Source organism: Streptomyces sp. NRRL F-5126, from assembly GCF_000721265.1.
GTDB lineage: Bacteria > Actinomycetota > Actinomycetes > Streptomycetales > Streptomycetaceae > Streptomyces.
Map to the genome: position 1 here is coordinate 1 of NZ_JOFZ01000124.1, position 380 is coordinate 380.

Sequence of the window (380 nt, forward strand, 5' to 3'; positions counted from 1 at the left end):
CTTCGGACTCGCTTTCGCTACGGCTCCCCCACACGGGTTAACCTCGCAACACACCGCAAACTCGCAGGCTCATTCTTCAAAAGGCACGCAGTCACGACATGCAAGCAAGCTTGCATGCGACGCTCCCACGGCTTGTAGGCACACGGTTTCAGGTACTATTTCACTCCGCTCCCGCGGTACTTTTCACCATTCCCTCACGGTACTAGCCGGGCCTTTCGCATGCCCTTCGCCTACCCATACGGTTTCTAACTCGCCTCACTGCCGGCAGACAGTGAAAGTCCACTCCCACGACCCCGCCCACGCAACCCCTGCCGGGTATCACACATGAACGGTTTAGCCTCATCCAGTTTCGCTCGCCGCTACTCCCGGAATCACTATTG

The 380-nt window shown here is 57.9% G+C and carries 1 rRNA gene; it reads right to left on the reverse strand.

The features are described 5' to 3' along the window. Nucleotides 1-380: ribosomal RNA gene (locus IH48_RS0132630) — 23S ribosomal RNA — on the reverse strand; the annotation flags it as partial.